Source organism: Nonomuraea ferruginea, assembly GCF_039540635.1.
Taxonomy (GTDB): Bacteria; Actinomycetota; Actinomycetes; order Streptosporangiales; family Streptosporangiaceae; genus Nonomuraea; species Nonomuraea ferruginea.
Genome location: NZ_BAABFD010000012.1, coordinates 117,493 through 138,443, shown reverse-complemented (window position 1 = coordinate 138,443; position 20,951 = coordinate 117,493). Strand labels below are relative to the sequence as shown.

Sequence of the window (20,951 nt, the reverse complement as noted above, 5' to 3'; positions counted from 1 at the left end):
TTCACCTTCCGGTCACTCGGACTACAGTTCCCGGCGTGTTTTGTGGTTAATTATGCGAGGAAAGACACACTCGTCCCCGCGAGGTACCTAATGTCCGAATTCCTGGCGTCCCTGCTGGCCAAGGCGGCGGTCATGCTGCTCGAAGCCCTCATCATGCGCCTCGTCCAGTCGATCGTCACGTCGCTCGTGAGCCCTGCCGGAGTGCGCCTGGCCTAGTGTTGCGCCATGTCGACGAAGCGGCTGTAGTGGCCCTGGAAGGCCACGGTCACGGTCGCCGTCGGCCCGTTACGATGCTTCGCCACGATCAGGTCGGCCTCGCCCGCCCGTGGCGACTCCCTCTCGTAAGCGTCCTCACGGTGCAGCAGGATCACCATGTCGGCGTCCTGCTCGATGGAGTTGTGCAGGCTGATCCCGTTCGCGATGAAGTTGTGCGTGCCCAGCACCGTGGCGTCGAAGACCGGCTGCTCGCCCAACGACTCGACTGAGGCGATCTCATCCCAGAAGACGTCGTTGGTGGCCAGCAGTTCGAGGTCCGAGGCGTCCAGGACTGCGGCGACCCGTCCGAGGCGCTCCCGGCTCGGCGCGTGTTTCCAGAGCGTGGTCCCGCAATAGCTCGTCCCCATGCCGGCGGCGAACTCACGCTGTGACATACCTCGTTCCACCAGCGCTGTGCGGACGCGCATCCAAACCTCCTTCGGCACCGTGTCGATGTTGGTGTTACCGGTGATCAGCCGTAGGCGCCCGGCGCACTGACGCGCAGCCGTCTCGCGCCCGCCGTGGACACCGATCTCGTCGAGGAAACGCAGCTGGTTCTCCGCTCCGTAGACGAACAGCTGGTAAGAAGGGCGGTGATCGCCCTTGCGGGACTCCTTCACCCGAGTCATCACGTTGAACCGCAGCAGGAGCCGCGCCACGTCGTCCACCAGGCGCCTGCTGGTGGACGCGTAGTAGATGCGCGCCTGCCCGGCCTTCTCGTCCCACCACACGCACCCGTCGGTGGCCCACAGATGCCTGAGGAAGAGCGCGGCCTGCCGCTTCGGCAGCGCGAACAGGCCGTCCGGCATGAACTTCTCATGACTGCGCAGACCGAACAGGCCCAGCCCGTCGAGCCAGGCGGCGATGGGATTCCGCTTGCCATGGGTCAGCCGATACGGCGCGGGCAGCCGCAGGGAGGTGCACCGAGCCGCGGCGTGCTCGTCCCGCACGGCGGTGATGTGGAAACGCCGGGCGGCCGCCTCCGTGACGACGGCCAGGTTCGCCTCGTCGGTGCTGCTGTAGCGGATCGGCTGCCCGCGTACGAACGAGCCGTCGCCGATCAAATGGGCGAGCAGGACCAACTCGTCCTCGTCCCAAGACTCGACGTCCAAGGGAGCGGGGACGTGTCGCGGCACGGCCACCCGCGCCCCGGCGGCGAGATCCGCCAGGGGACGCCAGCCGTCGTAGGTGAGGAACGGGTGGCTGGCCGTCGCCTCCACCTCTCTGCCTGACCGGAGCCGGACCCGGTAGACCTCCCTGACCCCGCTCGGGAAGACGTGCGTCATCGTCCGGGGCACGAGCTTCAGCCGGTCGTCGAGGGACCAGACCGGGATGTCGCGCGCACCCGATTCGAGCAGATCTCCCAGCGAGACCTCGGCGCCCGTGTCGGCCCGCATGACGCGGGTGGCGGCGGTCAGGCAACCGGACTCACGCAGGTCGCTCACCTGGGGGCGCTTGTCCGTGCGTTGTTCGGGGCCTCGGTTGAGCTGGGAGATGGCAATGACGGGGACCTCCAGCTCCTTGGCCAGCAGCTTGATGGCACGGGAGATCTCCGACACTTCGTTCTGACGGCTCTCGGTCTTCTTCGGCGAGCTCATCAGCTGCAGATAGTCGATGACCACGAACCGCAGGTCGTTGCGCTGCTTGAGGCGGCGGCACTTGGCCCGGATCTCCATCATCGACATGTTGGGCGAGTCGTCGATGAACAGCGGCGCCTCCGCCACCTCGCTCATCCGCCGCGCCAGGCGTGTCCAGTCGTCGTCGGTCATCATGCCCGAGCGCATGGCATGCAGCGCCACCCGTGCCTCGGCCGACAGCAGTCGCATGGTGATCTCGTTGCGCGACATCTCCAGCGAGAAGATGACGGTCGACATGCCGTGCTTGATCGCCGCCGACCGGGCGAAGTCCAGGCCGAGCGTGCTGTTGTGGGTCGGGATCCAGGACCGGCTCGCCAGGTAGAGGTGGTCGGCGTTGTCGACCTGCACGCAGCGTACGGGCCTGGACGGGACGGGGCGCACGTCCACGATGTGGCGGACCGACGCCTTCGGGTCGGCGTCGCCGACCTGCCCGACGGCCTTCCCGGGGAGCCGGAAGACCTGGTCAGGCGTGGTGAAGCCGATCACGTAGGTGGATGACGCCTTCATCCGCTCGGTGCGGACGGTCGGCTGGTAGCCGAGGCTCAGGATCAGCTCGCGCGCGTCGCCGGCGAGGCGCCGGTCCGTCACGGCGAACCGGATCCGGCCCGAGGCGTCGACGCGTCCGCCGGAGTCGAGCAGCCCTGCCAGCAGGGCGCGGCGCTGCCGCTCCGACGCGCGCAGGTAGCTGACCGGGATGTGCCTGTAATCCAGGACGCCGAGGGAGCGCAGGACACCCTGGAGGCTGGGGCTCACGCTCGCGCCCCGGCCGTCGCCCAGCCAGACCCCGAGGGCGTAGGGCGGCAGAAGAAGGTCCGCCTCCTCCCCCTGGAGAGCCGCGGCCACCTCGACGGCGTGGTGGGGCCGCTGATCGGCGGGACACCACAGGGTGGCGGCGATCTCCTCGGTGGTCACGACCGAGCGGACGGCCGCGCGTGTCCGTCCCTCTCCGCCGGGCAGGGAGAGCGATCGGCGGGAGGCACGGGTCGTGGTGCGCCACTGATGGCCGGCGTCGGCCACGATCACCGTGCCGTCGCTGAACTCCACCTCGTAGCAGGGCCTGCCGTGCATCACCTCGGTGGCCGCGACCACGCGGGTCGGCCTGCCGTCGGCGCCGATCAGGTGATCGCCGACCCGGACCTCGCCCATCGTGGTCCAGCCCGTCGGCGTGGGCAGGGGGGTGTCGAGGGCGAGAGCCTTCCCGATGGCCGGCCGGGCGGCGACGACGATCATCTGGCCCGGGTGGAGGCCGTTGGTGAGCTGGTCGAGGTCGGCGAAGCCGGTCGGGACGCCGACCATCTGACCGCCGCGGCTGCCGATGGCCTCCAGCTCGTCGAGGGCGCCGGGCATGATGTCGGCCAGGGCCGCGTAGTCTTCGGACGTGCGGCGCTCGGTGACCTTGTAGATCTCGGCCTGGGCGCGGTCGACGAGGTCGTCGACCTCTTCGTTCTGGCCGCCGTAGCCGTAGGAGACGATGCGGGTGCCGGCCTCGATGAGGCGGCGCAGCACCGCCTGCTCGCGGACGATCTTGGCGTAGAAGTCGGCGTTGGCGGCGGTCGGGACGACGGCCGTGAGGGTGTGGAGGTAGGCGGCGCCGCCCACGCGGGCCATCTCGCCGCGTTTCTGCAGCTCGGCGAAGACCGTGACCGCGTCGGCCGGCTCACCGCGGCCGTAGAGGTCGGTGATGATGTCGAACACCATCTGGTGGGCGGGCCGGTAGAAGTCGTCGGAGCGGATGATCTCGATGACGTCGGCGATCGCGTCCTTCGACAGCAGCATGCCGCCCAGCACCGACTGCTCCGCCTCGATGTTGTTGGGCGGTGTGCGCTCGAACCCCGGGCCCGCACCGATCTCTTCGTCAATGCTCACCGCGCCCCCTCAACTGCTCGCAGCGGTCGAGCCACCCCCAGTTGTAGCCGACCGGTCTGACAGTTTCGCGGCTCTGCGGCCCATCAGCAACGCGGCCTGTGGACAAGGTTGTGGTCAAGCTGTGTACGCAGCCCGCTCAGGGTGTGAAAGGCCTGTGGACGAGCCTGGGGATAACTGTGGACATCATCATCCACATGCCCTCCGACCTGCGGATACGATGTCCACCGGCTGTGGAGGGAAGAAAGTTGGCAACCTGCGTCCCGTAAGGGGCATAATCGATGAATGCCCATTACGCCCCAGGATAGGGAGATATTGCGGCTGGCCGTGCCCGCGTTCGGCGCGCTGGTGGCCGAGCCGCTCTTCCTGCTCTCCGACTACGCGATCGTGGGCCACGGGCTGGGCACCACCGCGGTGGGCGCGCTGGGCGTGGCCGGCACGGTCCTGACGACGCTGGTGAACCTCTGCGTGTTCCTCGCGTACGGCACGACCGCGTCGGTGGCGCGGCAGACCGGGGCGGGCCACCACGAGCGGGCGATGCGCCACGGGGTGGACGGCATCTGGCTGGCGCTCGGCATCGGCGCGGCGCTGATCGCGGTCATGTGGCCGCTCGCGCCGCCGGTGGTGGACCTGTTCGGCGCCGCCCCGGACCAGGCCGAGCAGGCCGTGACGTACCTGCGGATCAGCCTGCTGGGCACCCCGGGCATGCTGGTGGTGCTGGCCGGTACGGGAGTGCTGCGCGGCCTCCAGGACACCGTGACGCCGCTGGTGGTGGCGGTCGGCTCGTTCGCGCTCAACGCGGTGCTGAACGCCTGGTTCGTGCTGGGCCTGGCCTGGGGCATCGCCGGGTCGGCGTGGGGCACCGTGCTGGCGCAGACGCTCGGCGCGGCCGTCTACGTGGCGGTCGTGGTCAGGGGCGCGCGGCGGCTGCGCGTCCCCCTGCGGCCGGACCCGGCGGGGGTGCGGCAGGCGGGCACGGCCGGGTTCGCGCTCCTGGTCAGGACCGTGTGCCTGCGGGTGGTGCTGGTGGTCGCCATGGTGATCGCCACCAGGATGGGGCAGGCCGAGCTGGCCGCGTACGCGATCGCCACGCAGGTGTGGACGATGCTGGCGTTCGCGCTGGACGCCATCGCCATCGCGGGGCAGGCGATCACCGGGCGGGCGCTCGGCGCCGGGGACGTCGAGGCCACCCGGCGGGCCACGCGGCGGATGGTGACGTGGGGCGTCTGGTCGGGTGCGGTGCTGGGGCTGCTGGTGCTGGCGGCGCGGCCGCTGCTGCCGGGCCTGTTCGACGCCGACCCGCAGGTGACCGAACAGCTGCTCGCCGTCCTCTGGCCGGTGGCGCTGTTCCAGCCGATCTGCGGGGTGGTGTTCGTGCTCGACGGCGTGCTGATCGGCGCGGGTGACCAGCGTTATCTGGCGTGGGCGGGGGTGTGGACGACGCTGGCGTACCTGCCCGCCGCCGCCCTCGCGTCCGGGATGGACATCGTGGCCCTGTGGTGCGCGCTCGGGGTGTGGATGGTGGCCAGGCTCGTCACCCTGGCCCGTCGCGCCACCGGCTCCGCCTGGCTGGTGGTCGGGGCTTAGCACCGTGACGCTTCCGTGCTTGCTGTGGCCGGAAGTGGTGAGGCACTGTGGGCGGGTCTCATGAGCGGGGTGTGTCACTTTGTCCGCAATGATGCGACGGCTGCCACCAGCCGAGGCGACCGGCCTCCGCACCGGCGCGCGCCATGCGCTGGCCCAGGTGTACCGGACCTCCGACCTCGTGGTGCTCGGACTCGGCGTGATGATCGGCGCCGGGATCTTCAGCATCGCCGGGCAGATGGCGGCGACGAAGGCCGGTCCCGGCGTCATCCTGTCCTTCATGATCGCGGGCATCGCCTGCCTGCTGGCCTGCCTGTGCTACGCCGAGCTGTCGTCGACGATGCCGACCTCCGGCAGCGCCTACACCTTCACCTACGTCATCTTCGGCGAGATCTGGGCGTGGATCATCGGCTGGGCGCTGATCCTGGAGCTGCAGCTGGCCGCGGCCGTGGTGTCGCGGGCGTGGGCGCAGATCACCGTGGGCGCCATCGGCAACTTCGGCGTGCGGGTCCCCCGGCCCGAGGTGGTCGAGAACGTCCTCGTCCTGGTCATCCTGGTGCTGCTGACCGGGGTCGTGGCGGCCGGCGCGCGGATCGGCCTGCGCGCGCTGTGGGTGATGGTGACCGCGAAGCTGCTGGCCATCGGCGCGGTCATCGTGGTCGGCGCGACGTACGTGGACGTGGCGAACTTCGGCGACTTCCACGCCGAGCCGCAGCCGGTCACCACGCCGACGGCGACCGTGCTGGACCTGTTCGTCGGCCAGGGCCAGACGTTCGGCTGGTCAGGCGTGTTCGCCGCCGCCCCGGTGATCGCGTTCGCCTACATCGGGTTCGACATCGTCGCGACCGCGGCCGAGGAGACGGTGAACCCGCGCACGGTGGTGCCGAAGGGCATGATCCGCAGCCTGGTCGTGGCCACGGTGATCTACATCGCGGTGGCCGCCGTCATGGTGGGGATGGTCCCGTACACGAGCATCGCGGTGGAGGCGCCGCTGGCGAGCGCGTTCCAGGCGGTGGGCGCCGGGTGGATGACGCACGTCATCGACGTGGGCGCGGTGCTCGGGCTGACCACGGTGATCCTGGTGCTGCTCGTGGGGCAGACCCGGGTGCTGTTCTCGATGGCGCGCGACGGGCTCATCCCGCGCCGGTTGGCGGTGATCAGCCGGGCCTACCACACGCCGTCGCGGGTGACGCTGGTGATCGGCGCGGTCGCGATCGTGCTGGCCGAGTTCGTGCCCGTGCTCACGATGCAGGAACTCGTCGTCATGGGGACGCTGTTCGCGTTCATGTTCGTGGCGGCCGGGGTGATCGTGATGCGGCGCAGGATGCCGGAGCTGGAGCGCGGCTTCCGGGTGCCGCTGTCGCCGCTGCTGCCGATCCTGTCGCTGGTCGCCACGTTCTGGCTGATGGTGAACCTCCAGGTGCACACCTGGGCGTGGTTCGCCCTGTGGATGGCCTTCGGGGTGCTGGTCTACCTCGGGTACGGCAGACGCCGCAGCCTGCTGGCCGACCCCGGCCGGGCCGCCGCGGCGACGCCCGGACGGGGCAGGCACCGGCGTTAGAAGCGGCCCGACTCCAGCACGCTGCCCAGGAAGGCGCGGGTGCGGTCGTGCTCCGGCTCGGTGAAGATCTTCTCCGGCGGGCCCTTCTCCAGCAGCACGCCGCCGTCGAGGAAGCACACGGTGTCGGAGATGTCGCGGCAGAAGGACATCTCGTGCGTCGTCAGGATCATCGTCATGCCCGACTCCTTGAGCTCCCTGATGACGGCGAGCACCTCGACGACCAGCATGGGGTCGAGCGCGGAGGTGACCTCGTCCAGCAGCATCACCCGCGGCTTGGTGGCCAGGGCCCTGATGATGGCCACCCGCTGCTGCTGGCCGCCGGAGAGCCGGTCCGGGTAGGCCCCGGCCTTGTCCGCCAGCCCGAACCTCCGCAGCAGCTCGTGCGCCTCCTCCTCGGCCTGCGCGCGGCCGACCCGGTGGACCTGGCGCGGGGCCAGGGTGATGTTGTCCATCACGGTCATGTGCGGGAACAGGTTGAACGCCTGGAACACGGTGCCCAGGCGCTTGCGCACCGCGTCGACGTCGACCCGCGGATCGGTGATCTCCTCGCCGTCGAGATGGATGGTGCCGTCGTCGGCCGTCTCCAGCAGGTTGACGCAGCGCAGCAGCGTCGACTTGCCCGAGCCGGACGCGCCGATCAGGCTCACCACCTCGTGCTGCTCGACCTCCAGGTCGATGCCGCGCAACACGACGTTGCCGCCGAAGCTTTTCCACAGGTTGTGGATGGTCAGCACGCTCATGAGCCCTGCCTCTTACGCGCCTTCGCCGACAGGTGGTCGGTGTACCGGGCCAGCGGAATCGTCAGCAGGATGAACAGCAGCGACGCCACCAGATAAGGGGTGTAGTTGAACGTCTGCGAGGCGATGATCTGGGCCTGCCGGAGCACCTCCACCAGGCCGATCGTGGACACGAGCGCGGTGTCCTTCTGCAGCGAGATGAAGTCGTTCAGCAGCGGCACCACCACCCGGCGCGCGGCCTGCGGCAGCACCACGAACCGCAGGGTCTTGCCGTGGCTCAGGCCCAGCGAGCGCGCCGCCGCCACCTGGCTGGGGTGGATCGACTCGATGCCCGACCTGAACACCTCCGCGACGTACGCACCGTACGAGAGCGTCAGGGCGATGACGCCGAGAGTGACCAGGTCGTTCGGGATGCCCTGCAGCTTCAGGGCGGGGAGCCCGAAGCCGACCATGAGGATGACCAACAGGGTGGGCACACCGCGGAAGGCGTCGACGTAGAACGTGGCCAGTGCCCTGAGCGGGAAGAGCGCGGGATTCTTGGTGCCGCGGACCAGCGCCACGAGCAGGCCCACGACCAGGATCAACGGCTCGGCGATCAGGAAGATCTTGATGTTGATCAGGAAGCCCTCGGCCACCGCCGGCGCCGACCTGAGGAACATCTCCGGGTCGAAGAACGTCTCCTGCACCCGGGGCCACCCCGGCGAGTTGACGACCACCACGACGGCCAGGGCGACGAACAGGATCGTGGAGATCGTCGCGACCGAGGCCGTGCGGCGGCCCTGTGACGCGAGAACCCGCTCGCGTTCGCGCTGGCGTTCGCTCTTGACCCAGACCGGGTCGGCGGTCACTTCAGCTCCGGCGCGCCCGCGGCCTCGCTCAGCCACTGCTGCTCGATCTTGTCCAGGTCACCGTTGGACTTGAGCTTGTCGACGGCCTTGTCGACGCACGACTTGAGCCCGCTGCCCTTCTCCATGACCAGGCCGAACTCCTCGGGACCTCCGCCGGTCGCGCTGAACTGGCCGACGATCTTGGAGCCCTCGACCTGCGCAGCCGTCACGTAGAAGGCCGTCGGCAGGTCGAGCACCAGAGCGTCGATCTGCCCGTTCTTCAGCGCGTTGATGGAGTCGATCTGCTCGTTGTAGACGTTCGGCTCGGCGCTGGGCTGGATCACGCTCTTGACCGCGTCCAGCGCGGTGGTGCCGACCTGCACGCCGATCTTGGCGTCCTTGAGCTCGGCCAGCGAGGCGGCGCCGGCGAACTTGCCGTCGCCCAGCGTCACCACGGACTGCTTGACCGTGTAGTACCCGTTGCTGAAGTCGACGGCCTTGGCCCGGTCGGGCGTGATCGAGACCTGGTTGATGTCGAAGTCGAACCGCTTCTCGCCCGGGGCGAACGCGGTGTCGAACTTGACCGTCTCCCACTGCACCTCGTCGCGGTCGAAGCCCAGCTCCCCCGCGACCGCGTACGCGACGGCGCTCTCGAACCCCTGGCCGTTGGCCGGGTCGTCGTCCTTGAACCACGGCTCGAAGGCGGGCTTGTCGGTGCCGATGGTCAGCTTGCCCTGGTTGACGAGCGTGAGCTGGTCCTTGGTGCACGCCGTGGACGAGGTGGGAGAGGCCGCCGCCGTCGTCGCCGTTTCGTCGACGGGCGCGCAGGCGACGGTCGCGGCCGCCAGCGCACCGAGCGCGATCAGCATCGAAGGACGGGCCATGGGGAGCCTCCAGGGGGAACGCGAGAGGAAGAACGTGAGAATTCTACGCGGCCACGGCGGGGATCAGGTCCCCCACCTGCGCGTACGGGCCGCCAAGCGGCGACCCCGTGAGCAACGGCCCCTGGCCGCGGCAAAAGGCAGGCCCCCTTCCCGCGGACGGGAAGGGGGCCGTGAGGCCGGGGCCTGGTGTCAGCCCGCGACGACCTCGACGTCGACGGACGCCGAGACCTCGGGGTGCAGCTTGACGGTGACCTTGTGGGCGCCGGTGCTCTTGATCGGGTTGACGATCTCGATGCGACGGCGGTCGAGGATCGGGCCGCCGGCGGCCTTCACGGCGTCGGCGATGTCGCCCGTGGTGACCGAGCCGAACAGCCGGCCGGACTCGCCGGCACGGGTGGCCAGGCGCACGCGCAGGGCGCCGAGCTGGCCGGCGACCTCCTTGGCGGTGCCGAGGTCGCGGATCTCGCGGGCGTCGCGCGCCTTCCTGATGGACTCGATCTGGCGCTCGGCGCCACGGGTCCAGCGCATGGCGTAGCCGCGCGGGATGAGGTAGTTACGGCCGTAGCCGTCCTTGACCTCGACGATGTCACCGGGGGTGCCGAGGCCGGAGACCTCGTGGGTGAGGATGAGCTTCATGTCGACAGACCTCCTTAGCGCGCGGTGCTCGTGTAGGGCAGCAGAGCCACCTCACGGGCGTTCTTGATCGCGGTCGCCACGTCGCGCTGGTGCTGGGTGCAGTTGCCCGTCACCCGGCGCGCACGGATCTTGCCGCGGTCGGAGATGAACTTCCGCAGCAGCGCCGTGTCCTTGTAGTCGACGTAGGAGATCTTGTCGTGGCAGAACAGGCAAACCTTCTTCTTGGGCTTGCGCAGTGCCGGCTTGGCCATCGTGGTGCTCCTCTCAGAGCCCCGCTGTCAGAAGCGGGAATGGACTCGGACTGGATTTCTGGTGGGTTAGAAAGGCGGTTCGTCGCTGAAGTCGCCACCGCCGCCGAAGCCGCCGGAGGAGGACCCGCCGCCCTGCTGCTGGCCGCCGCCCTGGTAGCCGCCGCCACCGCCGAAGCCGCCGCCCTGGGGCGGGGCGGGCGTGGCGGACGCCCAGGGGTCGTCGGCCGGGCCGCCGCCGAAGCCGCCGCCGCCACCCTGCCGGGAGGTGCGGTTGACCTTGGCGGTGGCGTTGCGCAGGGACGGGCCGACCTCGTCGACCTCGACCTCGTAGACGGTGCGCTTCTCGCCTTCCTTGGTCTCGTAGGAGCGCTGCTTGAGCCGCCCCTGGACGATGACCCGCATCCCGCGCTGGAGGCTCTCGGCGGCGTTCTCCGCCGCCTGGCGCCACACGTTGCAGGTGAGGAAGAGGCTCTCGCCGTCCTTCCACTCGTTGGTCTGGCGGTCCATAAAGCGCGGAGTGGACGCGATGCGGAACCGGGCCACCGCTTGCCCCGTCGGGGTGAAGCGCAGCTCGGGGTCGTCGACGAGGTTGCCGACGAGGGTGATTACGGTGTCGCCTGCTGCCATGGCTTGCGCTCGCCTTCCTGCACGTCTTCGCTTGGGATTACGGCTCAGACTACGGTCGCGGCCCGACAAAAAGCCGGGCTACGAGCGGCTCCTTCAGTGGTTGTCCGGACGCAGGACCTTGGTGCGCAGAATGCCCTCGTTGAGGTTCATCTGCCGGTCGAGCTCCTTGACCGTGGCCGGCTCGGCGGACAGGTCGATGACGGCGTAGATGCCTTCGGACTTCTTGTCGATGTCGTAGGCGAGACGGCGACGGCCCCAGACGTCGACCTTCTCCACGGTGCCGCCGTCGTTGCGGACCACGGTGAGGAACTGGTCGAGGGACGGTGCCACGGTGCGCTCATCGAGCGAAGGGTCCAGAATGACCATTACTTCGTAACGACGCATGCGGGACTCCTACCTCCTCTGGACTGTTGCGGTCACGACGCTCTGCCGTGACAGGAGGACGCTGACGTCTGACCCGGACGCCCCCTTCGGCGCTCCGGGGTGACGGGTCTCCCATCACAACGCAGCCTGACCAGGTTACCAGCAGCCCGCTGATGGGAAAGCCTGTCAGAAAGCCAAGGAGGTGCTCCGCAGTGCCACACTTCCTCCAGCCCGCCCAGACCGAGCGGTTCCGGCTCACGCTCAACACCGACGGCCGCCGGCATCCGGTGGAGAACACCCTCGCCGTGGCCGCGGTGGTGTGCGGGCTCGTCGCCTTCGTATCCCTGTTCTTCCCTGGCGGGCACGTCGTCGCTTCCTGGGCGGGCACGCTCGGCCTCGGCATCGGCTTCTACTCGCAGTACGTCTCGGTGACCACGCCGCAGCGTTCGCTCAACATCGTCGGCATGGTGTCCGCGTTCGTCGGCGTCGCGCTCGGCATCGCGGGCGGCGGCTACCTTCCGTAAAGCGAACGGCCCGGGCCGGAGCCGGGGCCGTTCGGTGATATCGGTCATCCTCCGATGTGCAGGTCCACGCCGAGCAGGACCAGGAACCAGAGGAAGATGGCGAGCAGCGCCTCGGCGACGTCCCTCAGGACGGCCGGGGTGATGTAGTCGTACACCCACGCCACGTAGATGCCGATGATCACGTAGACGAGCAGGATCAACGACCGCCAGCGCCAGCGGGTCATATCGTCTCCTCGGGGTAGGGGGTGCAAGGCGACTGCCCCGCCGCAGGTCAGTCAAACGGATAGGCTCCATGACATGGTGCGCATCGGAGCTCACGTCCACCAGGACGACATCACGGCCCACGCCGAGGCCGTCGGCGCCGAGGTCGTGCAGTTCTTCCTCGGCAACCCCCAGGGCTACAAGAAGCCCGTGCTGCCCGCCCAGCCGGTCGAGGGCGTCGACATCTACATCCACGCCCCCTATCTGGTCAACGTCGCCACGACCAACAACCGGATCAGGATCCCCAGCCGCAAGCTGCTCGCCCAGCACCTGGAGGCGGCGGCGAGCATCGGCGCCAAGGGCCTGATCGTGCACGGCGGCCACCTCGGCAAGGACGAGGACCCTCAGGTCGGCTTCGACAACTGGCGCAAGGTGTTCGAGCGCATGGAGTGCCCGATCCCGGTGCTGATCGAGAACACCGCGGGCGGCGACAACGCGATGGCCCGCAGGCTGGAGAGCATCGCCCGGCTGTGGGACGCGCTCGACGGCTTCGACGTCGGGTTCTGCCTCGACACGTGCCACGCGCACGCGGGCGGCGAGGAGCTGCTCGGGCTGGTCGACCGGGTCAAGGCGATCACCGGCCGGATCGACCTGGTCCATTGCAACGACTCCCGCGACGACTTCGGCTCGGGCGCCGACCGTCACGCCAACATCGGCAACGGGCGGATCGACCCGGAGGTGATCCTGGAGGTGTGCCGGATGGCCGGGGCCCCGGTCGTGGTGGAGACTCCGGCGGAGGGCCAGGCGGACGACATCGCGTTCCTGAGGAAGAATCTGTAGACGATGTACACAACCTGTGGATAACTTCCCTGGATTACCGATGCCGTCTAACGGGTATAGAGATCAGCCCGCCCAGGCGCCTTCCAGGAACCGGGCCGTGTTCAGCACCATCAGCGGCCCCGAGACCAGCGCGTACGCCACGATCACCCACCGTCTCCTGGTGGCGAGCAGGGCCAGGGCCACCCAGAGCGGAAACCACAGCAGCAGCGAGCGCGGCACCGACAGGTAGTACGCCGACGTCATGAGCGCGGCCGCCTGCAGCCCCGTGTAGACGGCCTCGCTCCACCTGCGCAGCGCCAGCAGCCAGATCAGCCCGATCACCGCCACCACGGCGCCGGCGATCTCCATCCGGAAGGCCGGCGCCATGTCGCCGCCCCCCATCGCGTTGTTCCAGGTGACCGCCCAGGCGTCCCAGGGCCACACCATCTCGCGCCCCCAGCCGGCCTCCTGCGCGTGCTTCCACGCCAGCCAGTCGCCGGTGCGGGTGTAGTGGTAGAAGGAGTAGCCGGCCAGCGGCAGGAACGGCACGGCCAGCCAGGGCGCGCGGCGCAGCGGGGCCCTGCTCAGGGCGAACTCCGCGATCAGCGCCGCGGCCAGGAACAGCCCGGTGATGCGTACGCACGAGGCGCCGGCGGCGAGGGCCGCGGCCGCCGGCCAGCGGCCCTGCCGGGCGGCCAGCCAGGCGGGGATCGCGAAGGCCAGGAACAACGACTCGCTGTAGCCGGCGCTCAGGAACACGGCTGCGGGGAAGAGCACCAGCCCCAGCACCGCCATCCAGCCCTGCGCGCCCTCGTGCTCGGCCAGCCTGGCCAGCGCCACCATGGCCACCGCCCCGGCGACGAGCGAGACGATCAGCCCGGCCGCCGACCAGTCCGGCACCACCAGGTGCACCAGGCGCAGCGCCGCCGGCAGGCCGGGGAAGAAGGCGGGCAGCCCGCCGTCGGCCGGCCGGGCCGGGTCGCCGTCGTAGCCGAAGCGCGCGATGGTGACGAACAGGTGCGCGTCCCACCGCTCCCACCGGCCGAGATACTCGTGCAGCGACACGCCCAGCAGCGTCGTCACGAGCAGGCCGATCCGCGAGCCGAACCAGATCAGCAGCGCGTCCCGGCCGGCCGAGCGGGTGATCATCGGAAGGCGAGGCTCCGCAGCGTGAACCGGTCAGGCGCCTCGTCGAACACCCCGCCGATCTGGTCGTCCACACCTCCCTGGCGCACCAGGTCCTTGTCCGGGCGCAGGATGTCGCGTACCACGAACGCCATCATGATCCCGATGGTGATGACCCGTCCCCAGACGGCGGTGAAGTACGTGTCGTCCCCGATGCCCAGGTCGGTCCGGGAGAGCGGCGCCTGGTTGAGCAGGTAGAGCCAGATCGCGAAGAAGTACCAGACCTCGGCCACCTGCCACAGCGCCAGCGGCTTCCAGTTCGGCCTGGCGAGCACCGCGAGCGGCACCAGCCACAGCACGAACTGCGGCGACCACACCTTGTTCGTCATCATGAACGCGGCCAGCGCCAGGAAGCAGATCTGCGCCAGCCGGGGCCGGCGCGGCGAGGTCAGCGTGAGCACCGCGATGCCCAGGCAGAGCAGCGCCAGCGAGACCATGCCGAGCGTGCTGACGTCGGTCTCGCCCAGGATCGGCCAGCCCTTGTTGTGGAAGAACAGCCACGGCGAGCCCCAGTCGACGCCACGCTCCTGGGAGAAGACGTAGAACCGGCGCCAGCCGTCCCAGGCGAAGACCATGAAGGGCAGGTTGACCGCGAGCCACACGCCGGCGGCGTAAGCCATGGTGACCAGGAACGGCCGCCATCGCCCCGTACGCCAGGTGAGCAGGAACAACGCCCCCACGAACATCAGCGGGTAGAACTTCGTGGCGATGGCCAGCCCCAGCAGCACGCCGGCCAGCACCTGCCGCTTGCGCGCCCAGGCCAGGAGCATGCCCATGGACAGCGCGCCGGCGACGAGGTCCCAGTTGATGTAGGCGGCCAGCACGACCGCGGGCGCGAGCGCGTACCAGACGGCGTCCCAGCGGCGGGTCGGCCCGGCGGCGGCGGCCATCAGCAGCACGCCGGCCACCAAGGAGAGGCCCATCAGCACGACCGTGATGTCGTAGAAGCGCGCCGCCTGCGCCGCGACGTCCTGCTCCAGCCACCGCACGATCCAGGCGATGACCTGCATCACCTCGCCGAGCACCACGGGGTACTCGACGTGCTTGTCGAACGGGACGTCGGCGAAGTAGGGGTTCTGGGTCGCGAGCTGCCGGTCGAAGTAGAGCGGGTAGATGTCGGTGTAGCAGAAGTTGGTGTACGTGGCAGTCTGGTCGTTCCAGCCGCCGTTGCGACAGGGCAGCCGCATCACGTACGCAAGGGTCGCCCCCAGGACCGCGAACAGCCCCAGGGGGAGATACGGCACGACCCGCGCCATGGACGGGCCGCGCCTCAGTATCGCCGTCACCGTTCCTCGCGCCTGCCCGGCGGGGAGTCCGGCCCGTTCCTGCTACCGCCCATGAAGCCGTCGTCCACGGGGATCTCGTCGTCCTGGTTGGGGTCGACCGACACGTTGCCGTCGTCGTCGGAGCACGGCCCGATGACGCAGTCCTGCTCGGTGCCCTGCTGGTCGTTGTCGAACGGGTCGCCGGTGTCGAGCTCCAGCGAGTCCTCCGTGGGCGTCGGGGTCGGGGTCGGCTTGGGCACGAGGTCCTCGGTGACACCGGTGTCGGCCCGCTCGGGGAACGGCACGACTTTCTGGCCCTTGGTGGCCTCGGTCATGAACGTCTTCCAGATCGACGCCGGGTAGGTGGCGCCCTGGAACCCGGTGCCCAGCGGGATCTCGTACGGCCTGGAGTACGGGTTCTCCATGGTGTACTTCTTGCTCTTGCCGCGGGCCCAGGGGCAGTTGTCGTTCACCGGCTTGACGACCTTGCCGCTGTCGGTACGGCACTGCTGCCTGAACATGCCGACCGCGGTCGACACCTGCGGCGTGAACCCGACGAACCAGGCTTCCTTGTTCTCGTTGTTGGTGCCGGTCTTGCCGGCCACCGGGCGGTCGTAGAGCGCGGCGTTGCGGCCGGTGCCCTGCTTGACCACGGCCTCCAGCGCGATGACGGCGTCGGCGGCGGCCTCCGGCGAGATGACCTGGGCGTAGCTCTTCTTCTCGGTGAGCACGGTGTCGCCGTGCTTGTCCTTCACCTCGATGACGACGTGGTTGTCGTAGTGCCTGCCCTGGTTGGCGAAGATCGAGTAGCCGCCCGCCTGCTCCACCGCCGACACCGTGCCGCTGCCGATGGTGATCAGGTAGTGGTGCTGCTCCATGGCGGCCTCGAGCCGCTTCTTGCTGAGGCCCGACTTGCTCGCGATGTCGATGACCTTGTCGAGGCCGACCTTCTCCCCCATCTTGGCGTAGGCGGTGTTGACGGAGCTGGCCGTGGCGCTCACCACGTCGACGCCGGGGGCCTTGAACGGGTGGTCGTTGTCGATCGGGGTGGTGCCGGGCAGCTTGACCGGGCCCTTGGTGGGCACGTAGCTGCGCAGGCTGTAGCCGGCGTCCAGCCAGGCGGCCAGCACGTACGGCTTGAACGCCGACGCGGCCTGCTTCTGCGACTGGAAGGCGTCGATCCACTGGTCCTTGGCGTAGTCGGCGCCGCCGTAGAAGGCGAGGACCTGCCCGTTGCGCGGGTCGACGGCCGCCAGGGTGGTGTTGATCTCCGGGTCGAGGCTGCCGGTGTGCTTGTCCACCGCGGCCTTGGCGGCGCGCATGAGCTTGAGGTCGAGCGACGACTTGATCCTGTAGCCGCCCTTCTCGACGTCCTCCCTGGGGATGTCCAGCGACTCCAGCTCGTCCAGGACCACCTGGACCATGTAGCCCTTGATGCCGTTGAACGGGTTCTTCGGCTTGTACTTGGTCCGCTTGGGCGCCGTGGGCGACTTGGCCGGGAGTGCGCCGTACGCCTGCGGGTCGAGCTTGGCCATCTGCCCGAGCGCGTAGTCGTAGCGCTCCTCGGTCGGGGCGAGGTTGCCCGCCTTCTCCTCGCGGTCGAAGCGGTCCGGGTTCTGGATGCGGCCGGCGAGGTAGGCGCCCTGCTCGGGTGTGAGCTTCTCCACCTTCTTGCCGAAGAACGCCTCGGCTGCCGCGCCGATGCCGTGGGCGCCGCGGCCGAAGTAGATGGTGTTGAGGTACTGCTCCAGGATCTGCTCCTTGGAGATCTTGTCGCTCAGCTTGACCGCGACGAAGATCTCCTTGACCTTCCGCTGGATCGTGCGCTCCTGGGAGAGGCCGTCGTAGTAGGCGCGGGCCATCTGCTGGGTGATGGTGGACGCGCCCTGCACCTGCTGGCCGCTGACCGTGCTGTAGAGGGAGCGGACCATGCCGCTGAAGGAGATGCCGGAGTCATCCCGGAAGGTGTCGTTCTCGGCGGCGATGACCGCGTCCTGCACCGCGCGCGGCACCTGGTCGTAGGTGACCGGGATGCGCTTGGTGCCGAGCCTGGCCAGCTCCGTGCCGTGCCGGTCGACGATGATGCTCTCCTGGTCCTCCACACCGTCCTGGACCTGGTCCTGGGTGGGGACGGGCGTGTTGGCGTACGCGACCGCGATCATGCCGAAGACGCCCGCGGACAGCACCACGAAGCTGGCCACGACGAGCTTCCAGCTCGGCAGGAACTTGCGCCACTTGGGGCGGTCGCCGCCGCCCTTCGGCGGGCCGTCCGGCGGCTCCGACGGGCCGCCGGGCCCGCCGCCGCTCCTGCGCGCGCGCCGGGGCGCGTCGCTGACCATCGTCTCCTGGTTGCTGCGGGCCCTGGTCTCCTGCTCGGGAGCCCGGCGGCGGGAACCGGCCGCGCGCCTGCGACCGGGCTGGCCGGGAGCGCCCGGCTGCTGACCGGGCTGACCGGGCTGATGGCTCGGCTGAGGGCCGGGCTGATGGCTCGGCTGCTGACCGGGGGCGCCGGGCACGCCCGGCTGGGCGGGCGGCGCCGAGCGCGGGTTGGCGCGGGTGGGCGGGTCGTTGTACGGCTGCGCGGCCATCGCGCCGGTCTGCTCGTACGCGGCCTCGGGACGACGGGCGGGCGGCCCGCCCCAGCTGGACTCGCCGGTTTGCGGCGGCGGCTCCTGGGGCACGGAACGAGTTGAGCCGGAGCGGCGGCGCCTCCCCGGGCGGGCCGTCCCTTCGTTGCTGCTGTAACTCACGCGTCCTCGCATCGTCGTCGGATAGCACGGCGGATTGGGGCGTGACTCCTCGCCGTCCTCGGTTCTGTCGTGCGGCCGTTTGCCCTAGCTCCGGCCGACGAGGCCCGGCGGCCCGTTCCCGAGGACGAACGAGACCGTCAGGTGATTCCAGGAACAACCTTGGCAGACCTCGACCACGTACACCCGGAACTCGTCGTAATCATGAGCCATCTCGGTCAGGTCTGAGGTCACCTTTGCCTGACCGGCATGGCGTCCGAGCGGGTCCCCGTACACATAGGTCACGTTGGTGACGTTCTCCCGCTCGCACATCGGGCAGAGGCGATCGGTCGGCTCGCCGAAGTGGCGGGCCGCCCGGAGGAGGTACGGCTGTGCGTCGCAGACGTCGCCGGGCGGAGTCCGCCCCGCGCGCACGGCGTGGACGACCGCCCGCTTGGCGAGCCCGTAGTCCACCACCCTTCGCTGTGACCACATGGGCGCCAGACTACGGCTTTTTTCCGATTGATCCCAACGACTTGGGGAAGTCGTCAATTGCTCGATATAGCGGCGCGACGTATCCTCTGGATGTATCGGCTCGATACATCGACGCGAGAGGAGGGCGGTTCCCATGGCCAGCGGACAACGCAGGGTGCTGGAACTGGCCGTGCTCGGGTCGCTGCACGAGACGCCGCTTCACGGCTACGAGCTGCGCAAACGGCTCAACACGCTACTCGGCATGTTCCGCGCGTTCTCCTACGGGTCGCTGTATCCCTGCCTGCGCTCTCTGCTGGAGCAGGGGCTCATCGCGGAGGAGCAACCGGCCCAGGCCACGATCGTGGGCGGCCGATCGAAGATCGTCTACAAGCTCACGGCGGAGGGCAAGGAGCGACTGCAGGAGCTGCTCACCCAGGCCGGCCCGTCGGCCTGGGAGGACGAGAGCTTCGGCGTCCACTTCGCGTTCTTCCGCCACACCGAGGCCGAAGTCCGCCTGCGCATCCTCGAAGGCCGGCGCAGCCGGCTGGAGGAGCGCCTCGACAGCGTGCGCACCGCCCTGGCCCGCACCAGGGAGCGGCTCGACAGCTACACCCTCGAACTCCAGCGTCACGGGCTCGAGTCCGTCGAGCGCGAGGTGCGCTGGCTCAACGAGCTGATCGCCACGGAAAGACGGGCCTCAGAGCGGGGCCCGGCAACAGACACCACATCAAGTGATGAGTAAGGGAGCGAGTGCGATGGGTTCGGTTCGCGTGGCCATTGTCGGTGTCGGCAACTGCGCGGCGTCACTGGTCCAGGGCGTTCACTACTACAGGGACGCCGACCCGGCCGCGCGCGTGCCGGGCTTGATGCACGTGAAGTTCGGCGACTACCACGTGGGCGACGTCGAGTTCGTCGCGGCCTTCGACGTGGACGCCAAGAAGGTCGGTCGCGACCTGTCGGAGGCGATCGTCGCCAGCGAGAACAACACGATCAAGATCACTGATGTGCCTCCGACGGGGGTGATCGTCCAGCGTGGCCACACCTACGACGGCCTGGGCGAGTTCTACAGCGAGATCATCGAAGAGTCCGACGAGACTCCCGCCGACGTGGTCCAGGTGCTCCGCGACAACCGGGTCGACGTGCTCGTCTCCTATCTGCCCGTGGGCTCCGAGGACGCCGCCAGGTTCTACGCGCGGTGCGCCATCGAGGCGGGGGTGGGCTTCGTCAACGCGCTGCCCGTGTTCATCGCCTCCGACCCCGAGTGGGCGGAGAAGTTCACCGAGGCGGGCGTGCCGATCGTCGGCGACGACATCAAGTCGCAGGTCGGCGCCACCATCACGCACCGCGTCATGGCCAAGCTGTTCGAGGACCGCGGGGTCGAGCTGCTGCGCACCTACCAGCTCAACTTCGGCGGCAACATGGACTTCATGAACATGCTGGAGCGCAAGCGCCTCCAGTCGAAGAAGATCTCCAAGACGCAGTCGGTGACCTCGCAGATCCCGCACGAGATGGCCAAGGCCGACGTGCACATCGGGCCGTCCGACCACGTGCCGTGGCTCGACGACCGCAAGTGGGCCTACGTGCGACTCGAAGGCCGCTCGTTCGGCGACACGCCGCTCAACCTGGAGTACAAGCTCGAGGTCTGGGACTCTCCCAACTCGGCCGGCATCATCATCGACGCCGTGCGCGCGGCCAAGATCGCCCTCGACCGCGGCATCGGGGGCCCGATCCTGAGCGCTTCTTCGTACTTCATGAAGTCGCCGCCCGTGCAGTACTCCGACGACGAGGCCCGCGAGCAGGTGGAGAAGTTCATCCGCGGCGAGGTCGAGCGCTGACCCCGGTCTTCGCGGCGCCGCACGGCACGTGCGGCGCCGCGGCGCGTTTCTAGGGGGCGTACGGCTGGCGCGCGGCGGGCGGCAGCTCGTCCTCCGAGGCCGTCGGCCACTGGAGCGGGTCGGGGCCGAGCGCCGACAGCAGCGGCATCTGCTCGCGGCACCACGGCGAGATGGAGATCAGCTCGCTGAGCACGCCCTCGGCGAACTCGGGCCACGGCATCCACCTCGTCTCCCCCACCTCGTCGGGGTTGGGGCTGGCGGAGCCGTCGACCAGCACGCGGTAGACGGGGCACAGCTCGTGCTCGACGATGCCGTTGCCCATGACCGCGCGGTAGGAGAAGCCGGGCAGCACCAGGTCGGCCCGCTCGACGGACAGGCCCAGCTCGAAGGAGAGCCGGCGCAGGACCGCCTGGTCGAGCCGCTCGCCCGGCAGCGGATGGCCGCAGCAGCTGTTGGTCCACACCCCCGGCCAGGTGAGCTTGTGGCCGGCGCGCCTGGTCAGCAGCACGCGGCCGTCGCGGTCGAAGGCGTAGCTGGAGAAGGCCAGGTGCAGCGGAGTCTCCCGGCCGTGCACGGACAGCTTGGGCGCGGTGCCGAGCGCGTGGCCGGAGCCGTCAACGAGTACCACGTGTTCCACAGTCGTCACGCTATGAAGCGTATGTGATCACGTGCTTCCCCTGAACCCGTTCGCCCACCT

General features: G+C 69.3%; 21 protein-coding genes. 7 read left to right on the top strand and 14 right to left on the bottom strand.

The window, feature by feature from the left end; genetic code table 11:
* Nucleotides 1-90: 90 nt before the first annotated feature.
* Nucleotides 91-216, top strand: coding sequence for a hypothetical protein (locus tag ABD999_RS23065; RefSeq protein WP_261808989.1), 126 nt, complete (start codon nucleotides 91-93; stop codon nucleotides 214-216).
* Here the strand turns inward: ABD999_RS23065 and ABD999_RS23060 are convergent.
* Complete coding sequence (locus ABD999_RS23060; protein ID WP_271279311.1) at nucleotides 213-3,758, bottom strand: replicative DNA helicase; 3,546 nt, start codon at nucleotides 3,756-3,758, stop codon at nucleotides 213-215. The genes ABD999_RS23065 and ABD999_RS23060 overlap by 4 nt on opposite strands.
* Nucleotides 3,759-4,040: 282 nt before the next feature.
* Between ABD999_RS23060 and ABD999_RS23055 the strand changes: the two genes are divergently transcribed.
* Together ABD999_RS23055 and ABD999_RS23050 are read left to right on the top strand one after the other, a co-directional pair.
* Nucleotides 4,041-5,342, top strand: a complete 1,302-nt coding sequence (locus ABD999_RS23055; protein WP_271279310.1) for an MATE family efflux transporter — start codon at nucleotides 4,041-4,043, stop codon at nucleotides 5,340-5,342.
* Nucleotides 5,343-5,430: 88 nt separating this feature from the next.
* Nucleotides 5,431-6,900: an APC family permease gene (locus ABD999_RS23050; RefSeq protein WP_261808988.1), complete on the top strand. Its 1,470-nt coding sequence runs from the start codon at nucleotides 5,431-5,433 to the stop codon at nucleotides 6,898-6,900.
* On the opposite strand, the gene ABD999_RS23045 is transcribed toward ABD999_RS23050, so the two are convergent.
* The 7 genes from ABD999_RS23045 to rpsF form a co-directional block, all read right to left on the bottom strand.
* Nucleotides 6,897-7,640, bottom strand: coding sequence for an amino acid ABC transporter ATP-binding protein (locus ABD999_RS23045; RefSeq protein ID WP_271279309.1), 744 nt, complete (start codon nucleotides 7,638-7,640; stop codon nucleotides 6,897-6,899). The two genes, ABD999_RS23050 and ABD999_RS23045, sit on opposite strands and share 4 nt — an antisense overlap.
* The gene (locus tag ABD999_RS23040) at nucleotides 7,637-8,485 is read right to left on the bottom strand and encodes an amino acid ABC transporter permease (protein WP_271279308.1); all 849 of its coding nucleotides are present in this window, start codon (nucleotides 8,483-8,485) and stop codon (nucleotides 7,637-7,639) included. The genes ABD999_RS23045 and ABD999_RS23040 overlap by 4 nt, the downstream gene beginning before the upstream one ends.
* Nucleotides 8,482-9,348, bottom strand: a complete 867-nt coding sequence (locus ABD999_RS23035) for an ABC transporter substrate-binding protein (protein WP_271279307.1) — start codon at nucleotides 9,346-9,348, stop codon at nucleotides 8,482-8,484. The genes ABD999_RS23040 and ABD999_RS23035 overlap by 4 nt, the downstream gene beginning before the upstream one ends.
* A 189-nt stretch (nucleotides 9,349-9,537) precedes the next feature.
* Nucleotides 9,538-9,984 carry a 50S ribosomal protein L9 gene (gene rplI, locus ABD999_RS23030; protein ID WP_148035962.1) on the bottom strand — a complete coding sequence of 149 codons (447 nt, stop codon included), beginning with the start codon at nucleotides 9,982-9,984 and terminating at the stop codon, nucleotides 9,538-9,540.
* A 14-nt stretch (nucleotides 9,985-9,998) separates the two neighbouring features.
* Complete coding sequence (gene rpsR / locus ABD999_RS23025; protein ID WP_020543048.1) at nucleotides 9,999-10,235, bottom strand: 30S ribosomal protein S18; 237 nt, start codon at nucleotides 10,233-10,235, stop codon at nucleotides 9,999-10,001.
* Between the two features lie 66 nt (nucleotides 10,236-10,301).
* Complete coding sequence (locus ABD999_RS23020; protein ID WP_148035961.1) at nucleotides 10,302-10,862, bottom strand: single-stranded DNA-binding protein; 561 nt, start codon at nucleotides 10,860-10,862, stop codon at nucleotides 10,302-10,304.
* Nucleotides 10,863-10,955: 93 nt separating this feature from the next.
* On the bottom strand, nucleotides 10,956-11,246 hold the full coding sequence (rpsF, locus tag ABD999_RS23015) for a 30S ribosomal protein S6 (protein ID WP_148035960.1): 291 nt from the start codon (nucleotides 11,244-11,246) through the stop codon (nucleotides 10,956-10,958).
* A 191-nt stretch (nucleotides 11,247-11,437) separates the two neighbouring features.
* Between rpsF and ABD999_RS23010 the strand changes: the two genes are divergently transcribed.
* Nucleotides 11,438-11,749, top strand: a complete 312-nt coding sequence (locus tag ABD999_RS23010; protein ID WP_271279306.1) for a hypothetical protein — start codon at nucleotides 11,438-11,440, stop codon at nucleotides 11,747-11,749.
* A 44-nt stretch (nucleotides 11,750-11,793) separates the two neighbouring features.
* Here ABD999_RS23010 and ABD999_RS23005 read toward each other — a convergent pair whose 3' ends face one another.
* A complete protein-coding gene (locus ABD999_RS23005) occupies nucleotides 11,794-11,973 on the bottom strand; it encodes a hypothetical protein (RefSeq protein ID WP_148035958.1) in 180 nt (59 codons plus the stop codon).
* 73 nt (nucleotides 11,974-12,046) lie between these two features.
* Here ABD999_RS23005 and ABD999_RS23000 point away from each other — a divergent pair, with 73 nt between their 5' ends.
* Nucleotides 12,047-12,790: a deoxyribonuclease IV gene (locus ABD999_RS23000; RefSeq protein WP_187281556.1), complete on the top strand. Its 744-nt coding sequence runs from the start codon at nucleotides 12,047-12,049 to the stop codon at nucleotides 12,788-12,790.
* Nucleotides 12,791-12,853: 63 nt separating this feature from the next.
* Here ABD999_RS23000 and ABD999_RS22995 read toward each other — a convergent pair whose 3' ends face one another.
* From ABD999_RS22995 to ABD999_RS22980, 4 genes are all read right to left on the bottom strand, one after another.
* Nucleotides 12,854-13,918 carry a mannosyltransferase family protein gene (locus tag ABD999_RS22995; protein WP_148035957.1) on the bottom strand — a complete coding sequence of 355 codons (1,065 nt, stop codon included), beginning with the start codon at nucleotides 13,916-13,918 and terminating at the stop codon, nucleotides 12,854-12,856.
* Nucleotides 13,915-15,240, bottom strand: coding sequence for a glycosyltransferase family 87 protein (locus tag ABD999_RS22990; RefSeq protein ID WP_271279305.1), 1,326 nt, complete (start codon nucleotides 15,238-15,240; stop codon nucleotides 13,915-13,917). Before ABD999_RS22990 ends, ABD999_RS22995 begins: the two co-directional genes overlap by 4 nt.
* Complete coding sequence (locus ABD999_RS22985; protein WP_345482878.1) at nucleotides 15,237-17,900, bottom strand: transglycosylase domain-containing protein; 2,664 nt, start codon at nucleotides 17,898-17,900, stop codon at nucleotides 15,237-15,239. The genes ABD999_RS22990 and ABD999_RS22985 overlap by 4 nt, the downstream gene beginning before the upstream one ends.
* A 153-nt stretch (nucleotides 17,901-18,053) precedes the next feature.
* Entirely contained in the window at nucleotides 18,054-18,440 is a 387-nt protein-coding gene (locus ABD999_RS22980; RefSeq protein WP_271280538.1) for a DUF5318 family protein, read from the bottom strand.
* A gap of 133 nt (nucleotides 18,441-18,573) precedes the next feature.
* Here ABD999_RS22980 and ABD999_RS22975 point away from each other — a divergent pair, with 133 nt between their 5' ends.
* Nucleotides 18,574-19,161, top strand: a complete 588-nt coding sequence (locus ABD999_RS22975; protein WP_271280539.1) for a PadR family transcriptional regulator — start codon at nucleotides 18,574-18,576, stop codon at nucleotides 19,159-19,161.
* Nucleotides 19,162-19,174: 13 nt separating this feature from the next.
* Complete coding sequence (locus ABD999_RS22970) at nucleotides 19,175-20,254, top strand: inositol-3-phosphate synthase (RefSeq protein WP_219549783.1); 1,080 nt, start codon at nucleotides 19,175-19,177, stop codon at nucleotides 20,252-20,254.
* Nucleotides 20,255-20,303: 49 nt separating this feature from the next.
* Here the strand turns inward: ABD999_RS22970 and idi are convergent, their stop codons facing one another.
* On the bottom strand, nucleotides 20,304-20,900 hold the full coding sequence (gene idi, locus ABD999_RS22965; protein ID WP_148035951.1) for an isopentenyl-diphosphate Delta-isomerase: 597 nt from the start codon (nucleotides 20,898-20,900) through the stop codon (nucleotides 20,304-20,306).
* Nucleotides 20,901-20,951 lie beyond the last annotated feature (51 nt).

What these genes read in the sequence shown, in the direction of transcription:
- ABD999_RS23065 (WP_261808989.1), top strand. Translation starts at nt 91, where the DNA reads ATGTCCGAATTCCTGGCGTCCCTGCTGGCCAAGGCGGCGGTCATGCTG.
- ABD999_RS23055 (WP_271279310.1), top strand. Translation starts at nt 4,041, where the DNA reads ATGCCCATTACGCCCCAGGATAGGGAGATATTGCGGCTGGCCGTGCCC.
- ABD999_RS23050 (WP_261808988.1), top strand. Translation starts at nt 5,431, where the DNA reads ATGATGCGACGGCTGCCACCAGCCGAGGCGACCGGCCTCCGCACCGGC.
- ABD999_RS23045 (WP_271279309.1), bottom strand. Translation starts at nt 7,640, where the DNA reads ATGAGCGTGCTGACCATCCACAACCTGTGGAAAAGCTTCGGCGGCAAC.
- ABD999_RS23035 (WP_271279307.1), bottom strand. Translation starts at nt 9,348, where the DNA reads ATGGCCCGTCCTTCGATGCTGATCGCGCTCGGTGCGCTGGCGGCCGCG.
- rplI (WP_148035962.1), bottom strand. Translation starts at nt 9,984, where the DNA reads ATGAAGCTCATCCTCACCCACGAGGTCTCCGGCCTCGGCACCCCCGGT.
- rpsR (WP_020543048.1), bottom strand. Translation starts at nt 10,235, where the DNA reads ATGGCCAAGCCGGCACTGCGCAAGCCCAAGAAGAAGGTTTGCCTGTTC.
- ABD999_RS23020 (WP_148035961.1), bottom strand. Translation starts at nt 10,862, where the DNA reads ATGGCAGCAGGCGACACCGTAATCACCCTCGTCGGCAACCTCGTCGAC.
- rpsF (WP_148035960.1), bottom strand. Translation starts at nt 11,246, where the DNA reads ATGCGTCGTTACGAAGTAATGGTCATTCTGGACCCTTCGCTCGATGAG.
- ABD999_RS23005 (WP_148035958.1), bottom strand. Translation starts at nt 11,973, where the DNA reads ATGACCCGCTGGCGCTGGCGGTCGTTGATCCTGCTCGTCTACGTGATC.
- ABD999_RS23000 (WP_187281556.1), top strand. Translation starts at nt 12,047, where the DNA reads ATGGTGCGCATCGGAGCTCACGTCCACCAGGACGACATCACGGCCCAC.
- ABD999_RS22995 (WP_148035957.1), bottom strand. Translation starts at nt 13,918, where the DNA reads ATGATCACCCGCTCGGCCGGCCGGGACGCGCTGCTGATCTGGTTCGGC.
- ABD999_RS22980 (WP_271280538.1), bottom strand. Translation starts at nt 18,440, where the DNA reads ATGTGGTCACAGCGAAGGGTGGTGGACTACGGGCTCGCCAAGCGGGCG.
- ABD999_RS22975 (WP_271280539.1), top strand. Translation starts at nt 18,574, where the DNA reads ATGGCCAGCGGACAACGCAGGGTGCTGGAACTGGCCGTGCTCGGGTCG.
- ABD999_RS22970 (WP_219549783.1), top strand. Translation starts at nt 19,175, where the DNA reads ATGGGTTCGGTTCGCGTGGCCATTGTCGGTGTCGGCAACTGCGCGGCG.